Consider the following 5,076-nt stretch of genomic DNA (forward strand, 5'->3'; position numbering starts at 1 on the left):
CCGGCTTTTCGTGTTGTCGTTTTCCTGAGAACAGTCAGCGTCGAGAGGAAAAAAGCGGATGGATTTACGCCCTGTCACCTTAGTCAACGATGACTCCCTTAAATTTATCAAAACCCTGCCGGATAACTGCATTGACTTAATTGCCACGGACCCGCCGTACTTTCGCGTGAAAGATTGTCACTGGGATAACCAGTGGGAAGACGTCACGGCCTACCTTGCGTGGCTGGATGAACTGTTGGCTGAGTTCTGGCGGGTCCTGAAACCGAACGGCAGCCTGTATATGTTCTGCGGTTCGCGTCTGGCTTCGGATACGGAATTGCTGGTGCGGGAACGGTTTAACGTGCTGAACCAGATTATCTGGGCGAAACCGTCTGGCCCGTGGCGCAGGCAGCATAAAGAAAGCCTGCGCATGTATTTTCCGGCCACGGAACGTATTATTTTTGCCGAACATTACCAAGGACCATACCATCCGAAAGGCGATGGCTATTTCAAGCAGTGCCGGGAACTGAAACAATCAGTATTTAAACCGCTGGTCGATTATTTTCGTGATGCCCGCAAAGCGTTAGGCATCACGGCAAAAGCCATACACAAAGCCACCGGAAAGCAGATGGCCAGTCACTGGTTCAGCGACAGCCAGTGGCAGTTACCCAGTGAAACGGACTATCAAAAGTTGCAGGGACTGTTTGACCGTATCGCCAAAGAAAAGTACCAGCGTGGCGAACTGAATACCCCGTATCCTGAGCTGGTGGCGTCTCATTTAACCCTGTCGCGTCAGTATGATGAATTGCGGCAGGAATACGGTTTAATGCGCCGCTCGTTTACGGTGACGGCAGATGTGCCTTATACCGATGTCTGGCAGTTTGCGCCGGTGCAGTATTATCCGGGCAAGCATCCTTGCGAAAAACCCGCTGATTTAATGGCGCATATTATCCAGTCCAGCAGCCGGGAAGGGGAGCTGGTGGCCGATTTCTTTATGGGTTCCGGGGCGACACTGAAAGCCGCGTTAAAACTCAATCGTCGTGTTTTGGGGGTGGAGCTGGAAGAGGATCGGTTTAAGAAGACGGAGCAGGAAATCAAATTATTTATAAATAAATGAATTGGATTTCAGTGGATTGTAGAAATGACCATACAAGGCGAATCGATATATTCAATCATAAGAATTTATTAATATATTCATCCTGTTTAACAGCAGGTGGAAATTGAAGATTAAATTTAACTTCCCATTATTTATAAATATAAGGAAATAGTATGTCTGAATTTATTAAGCCTGAACATGAATGCCCCTTTGATCCAAAACAATATCACTGTGATTGTTTTATTGCACCGGTGGGTTCTTTTTCTTGGGCTTTGATTCAATTAAAACTACGCAAGCGCGTTACCCGTTCTGTTTGGGTGAATTGCCAAGGAAATAATGAGATGTATCTGGCTATCACTCCACGTGTAAATAATTTAGCGGTGGAAAAAGATAGCGCTTATGCCGTTGATGGCGTTGCTGTTGGGACTAAATATGATTATTTGACGCATATTGATCTGCGCAATGAACACGGTAATTTTGTACCATGGCAGCCAACGCAGGAAGATATGATGGCGTGTGATTGGAATTTTGTAGAACAGAAAGAAGAGCGCATTAAACCTAAACCATTTGTTAAGCCTGCGCATCAATTGAAAGTACGGTTAACTGTTGGTGAATATATTTCCTCTAACAAAACTCACTATGTTGGTTATGGAGATCTACATGGTACCACTACTGACTACAGTACAGGAGCATGGGAAGTCATTAGTAATGATACATTGCTTCCAAATAAAATTCGTCAATTCAGAGTAATTCATTCGAATTCAGAAGCTAATCGTGACTTTGTTCTTGATGAGATGAGTAACTCTAGTAAAATCAAAGACCAACTTGGTTCAAAAAAATTAATTATTAAATATTTAGATAAAGAATATGATTTAGGAATCGCTAAGACATACTATTCTGCGACTCTATTATATCCTCGAACAGAAGGTTCAGCAGCATTAGAAGAATTATTTATCTCATCAATTGGAAAAATACTAGAACTTGAATTTAATTTTTTTGAGGAATAATTGATATAAAAAATATATTCATAGTACTGGATTAGATTATGTTAAGACTGTGTTTTATGAAGTGTCCAGCTTAATGAAGTCACTTCACTTGACGCAGTTTTTTTGTTTTTGCCACTGCAATTACGTTACTACTTTTTGTTGCTGGTGCCTTACTTACTACAACTCACAGGGGTGGATATATTTCACCCCACGGATGCTCATTGCTCGCATAGGGGGGTATAAAAATGAAAGAAAACTCTGATATCTGGGTATACCTCGGTGAGTGGATTATATCAGTAAAAGAACAAGGCATCGGAGCTGTACTCGCAGGAATAATGGCATTTCTCCGAGGCCGCTATAATGGTGTCGGTTGGTTAAAAGTCTCTATCGATGCCTTTATATGTGCCATGTTCGCTTGGTTTATTCGTGATGTATTAAATCTGTTTGGTCTGAATCCTGATTTGGCCTATATCGGCAGTGTGGTAATTGGTTATTTAGGTACGGACTTTATCGGCCAATGGCTGCGTAAGGTGGCAGAGAAAAGAGCAGGAGCATCTTCTGATGGAAATCAGCGATAAAGGCCTTGAGTGCATTAAACAGTATGAAGGCCTGAAATTAAAAGCCTACCCTGATCCCGCAACAGGTGGCACTCCGTGGACTATTGGTTTTGGTCATACAAAAGGAGTTAAAAAAGGGGAAGTGATTACAGAACAGCAGGCCGAAGCATTTCTACATGATGATCTCCAACCTATATACACCACCTTAAGAAGATTGGTTAAAGTTCCTTTGAGCCAAAGCCAATTCGATGCTCTATGCTCGTTTATCTTCAATTGTGGTAGTGGTAACTTTTCAGGTTCCACTCTATTGAAGAAGCTCAATCAAGATGATTATTCAGGTGCAGCGGCAGAGTTTTCCCGCTGGAATAGAGCAGCAGGCAAGGTTATGCGTGGGCTGGATAATCGCCGAGCATCTGAGCGCTTGATGTTTTTATCATGAAGCTCAATTTTACCTCCGGCGTTGTTATTGCCTTGATGATTTCCTCAGTCGCAGCCTTCTTATACCGCTCTGTCTATAAGAAACAGCTTGGGATTAATAATGACCAGATAGCTGAAATCCAGCAATTGACTGACACCATTAGCTACCAAAACACGCATATTGATATGCTGCATGAATTGGATACCAAACACACGCAGGAACTCGCTAATGCCAAAACTGAAATCGACAGGCTTCGGGCTGATGTTGCCGCTGGTCGCCGCAAGCTGCGCATCCAAGCCACTTGTCCCGTGCGTGAGGCCAATGCCTCCGGCAGCGTGGGCACTCCAACCTCCGTCGAACTCACTGGAGAAACTGGATCAACTGTTCTTGATATCCGAGAAGGCATTATCAACGACCGGGCAAAATTAAGCTATTTGCAGGAATATGTTAATATTGAATGCAGGAAAAATAAGTATGAATAAAAGACCGATTTAATTGCAGAATTTATATTTGTTTATTGAAACAATAATAAATATTATTTAGAGTGTTAGGTAATAGGGTGCAGAATAACACCCTAATGTTAAATTATATACAGCAGTGAAAATTACTCTACTGTAACTGATGGTGGAAGAGAGTGATTTGTACCACTTGTTGTTACAGTTGTTTTATTGTAGGCGAATGGACCATCTCCTTTGTGTTCAGTATTGACTGAAGGACGGCACGTTCTGATTAATGCAGCTTCTGCTCTTAATCTGTCTTTTTCTCCTGTTGTTACTTTAGCAACTGCGTAACATAGCGTCTCGCCTTGTTTAAGTTGGTGTTTCCAAGATTCAAGTTTATTGTGGTTAGCAATTCGGGATTCTACATTGCTAGATTCACCAATATATATCATTTTATTCAATTTGACTTTACCGTTAGCTTTATCATGTTCACATGTATAAACACAATAAATACCAGATGAACTGGGAACGTTGGATTTATTTTCTTCAACCCAATAGCCCTTAAATTCAAGGTCTATAGTTTTTTCTGCCATAGTATTATTTCCATTGAAACCGCACCAACATTAGTGCGGTATTGATATTGCACTAAAATCGATCGTTTCAATATTTGCATATTGGAAATAACAGCAATAATTTTTAATTAATATTTACTAAATAAATGATAGTGAAAATAGGCCAACGATTAAAAATACATTATCGTATTTAGTTTGAATGGAGGTAACCATGCCACCCCGCATTCCTCGCGCCTGTCGCAAGTCAGGTTGCCCGAAGACCACCACCGACCGTAGTGGCTACTGCACTGACCATCTCCACACGGGCTGGCAATATCACCAACAGGGCAGGAGTCGACACGAACGCGGCTATGGCAGTCAATGGGATAAGCTAAAGACACGGGTCAAACAACGGGATAACTTTCTGTGCCAGCACTGCTTACGGCAGGGGCTGGTGGTCACAGGCATCACTGTTGACCATATCCAACCCAAAGCCCACGGTGGTACCGAGGCGTTAAGCAACCTGCAATTGTTGTGTGAAGCCTGCCATCGGCAGAAGACCGCGACGGAGCGATTACGAAAATATTAATTTCTGAGTGTAACCATTATTCGTGTCATCGTTATAGGGAGAGGGCGGGTCAAATCGCAGCCTCTCTCGCTCCCAAGGACCGCCACCGTGGGTCTTTTTTTATCCCCGCGAAAAATGAAATTTAAAATCACGCGTTTTTCACTGTTTTTAAGCACGGGAGGTGTGGTGTATGGCCGGAATGGCGGGCAAGTCAGGTCGTCGCCCCAAGCCAATGGCACGCAAGGCACTGGCCGGTAATCCGGGCAAACGCAGGCTGAACCGGGATGAACCAACGTTTACCCCGTTGACGAGCGTTTCACCGCCGGATTGGTTTGCCGAAGGTGAAATGTCGCTGGCTGGGGTAATGTGGGCGCTGACCAGTAAGGAATTATGCGCACAGGGATTACTGTGTGTCACGGATCTTGTGGTACTGGAACGCTGGTGTGTGGCTTACCAGTTCTGGCGCAATGCTGTGATGAAT

7 protein-coding genes and 1 pseudogene are annotated in these 5,076 nt (G+C 43.5%); 7 read left to right on the forward strand and 1 reads right to left on the reverse strand.

All coding sequences use genetic code 11. From position 1 onward, the window contains the following. Positions 1 to 58: 58 nt before the first annotated feature. The 5 genes from AACS92_RS15470 (at position 59) to AACS92_RS15490 (ending at position 3,518) form a co-directional block, all read left to right on the forward strand. Positions 59 to 1,096 carry a DNA-methyltransferase gene (locus tag AACS92_RS15470; protein ID WP_099111683.1) on the forward strand — a complete coding sequence of 346 codons (1,038 nt, stop codon included), beginning with the start codon at positions 59 to 61 and terminating at the stop codon, positions 1,094 to 1,096. 152 nt (positions 1,097 to 1,248) lie between these two features. Further along, complete coding sequence (locus AACS92_RS15475) at positions 1,249 to 2,082, forward strand: DUF2829 domain-containing protein (RefSeq protein ID WP_099111684.1); 834 nt, start codon at positions 1,249 to 1,251, stop codon at positions 2,080 to 2,082. Positions 2,083 to 2,306: 224 nt separating this feature from the next. Continuing rightward, positions 2,307 to 2,639, forward strand: a complete 333-nt coding sequence (locus AACS92_RS15480) for a phage holin, lambda family (protein WP_193756997.1) — start codon at positions 2,307 to 2,309, stop codon at positions 2,637 to 2,639. Next, positions 2,623 to 3,057: a lysozyme gene (locus tag AACS92_RS15485; protein ID WP_099111686.1), complete on the forward strand. Its 435-nt coding sequence runs from the start codon at positions 2,623 to 2,625 to the stop codon at positions 3,055 to 3,057. Before AACS92_RS15480 ends, AACS92_RS15485 begins: the two co-directional genes overlap by 17 nt. After that, a complete protein-coding gene (locus AACS92_RS15490) occupies positions 3,054 to 3,518 on the forward strand; it encodes a lysis protein (protein WP_099111687.1) in 465 nt (154 codons plus the stop codon). The genes AACS92_RS15485 and AACS92_RS15490 overlap by 4 nt, the downstream gene beginning before the upstream one ends. A 122-nt stretch (positions 3,519 to 3,640) precedes the next feature. Here the strand turns inward: AACS92_RS15490 and AACS92_RS15495 are convergent, their stop codons facing one another. Then, complete coding sequence (locus tag AACS92_RS15495) at positions 3,641 to 4,069, reverse strand: GIY-YIG nuclease family protein (RefSeq protein ID WP_099111688.1); 429 nt, start codon at positions 4,067 to 4,069, stop codon at positions 3,641 to 3,643. A gap of 190 nt (positions 4,070 to 4,259) precedes the next feature. Between AACS92_RS15495 and AACS92_RS15500 the strand changes: the two genes are divergently transcribed. Both AACS92_RS15500 and AACS92_RS15505 read left to right on the forward strand, forming a co-directional pair. After that, the gene (locus AACS92_RS15500; protein ID WP_099111689.1) at positions 4,260 to 4,616 is read left to right on the forward strand and encodes an HNH endonuclease; all 357 of its coding nucleotides are present in this window, start codon (positions 4,260 to 4,262) and stop codon (positions 4,614 to 4,616) included. A 169-nt stretch (positions 4,617 to 4,785) separates the two neighbouring features. Continuing rightward, positions 4,786 to 5,076 (forward strand): annotated as a pseudogene (locus AACS92_RS15505) (phage terminase small subunit P27 family); the annotation flags it as partial.

The sequence above is a fragment of the Xenorhabdus sp. KJ12.1 genome (assembly GCF_963876495.1).
Classification (GTDB): Bacteria; Pseudomonadota; Gammaproteobacteria; order Enterobacterales; family Enterobacteriaceae; genus Xenorhabdus; species Xenorhabdus stockiae.

Bases quoted from the DNA above. Each gene is read 5' to 3' on its own strand.
- AACS92_RS15470 (WP_099111683.1), top strand. From the start codon at position 59: ATGGATTTACGCCCTGTCACCTTAGTCAACGATGACTCCCTTAAATTT.
- AACS92_RS15475 (WP_099111684.1), top strand. From the start codon at position 1,249: ATGTCTGAATTTATTAAGCCTGAACATGAATGCCCCTTTGATCCAAAA.
- AACS92_RS15480 (WP_193756997.1), top strand. From the start codon at position 2,307: ATGAAAGAAAACTCTGATATCTGGGTATACCTCGGTGAGTGGATTATA.
- AACS92_RS15485 (WP_099111686.1), top strand. From the start codon at position 2,623: ATGGAAATCAGCGATAAAGGCCTTGAGTGCATTAAACAGTATGAAGGC.
- AACS92_RS15500 (WP_099111689.1), top strand. From the start codon at position 4,260: ATGCCACCCCGCATTCCTCGCGCCTGTCGCAAGTCAGGTTGCCCGAAG.
- AACS92_RS15490 (WP_099111687.1), top strand. From the start codon at position 3,054: ATGAAGCTCAATTTTACCTCCGGCGTTGTTATTGCCTTGATGATTTCC.
- AACS92_RS15495 (WP_099111688.1), bottom strand. From the start codon at position 4,069: ATGGCAGAAAAAACTATAGACCTTGAATTTAAGGGCTATTGGGTTGAA.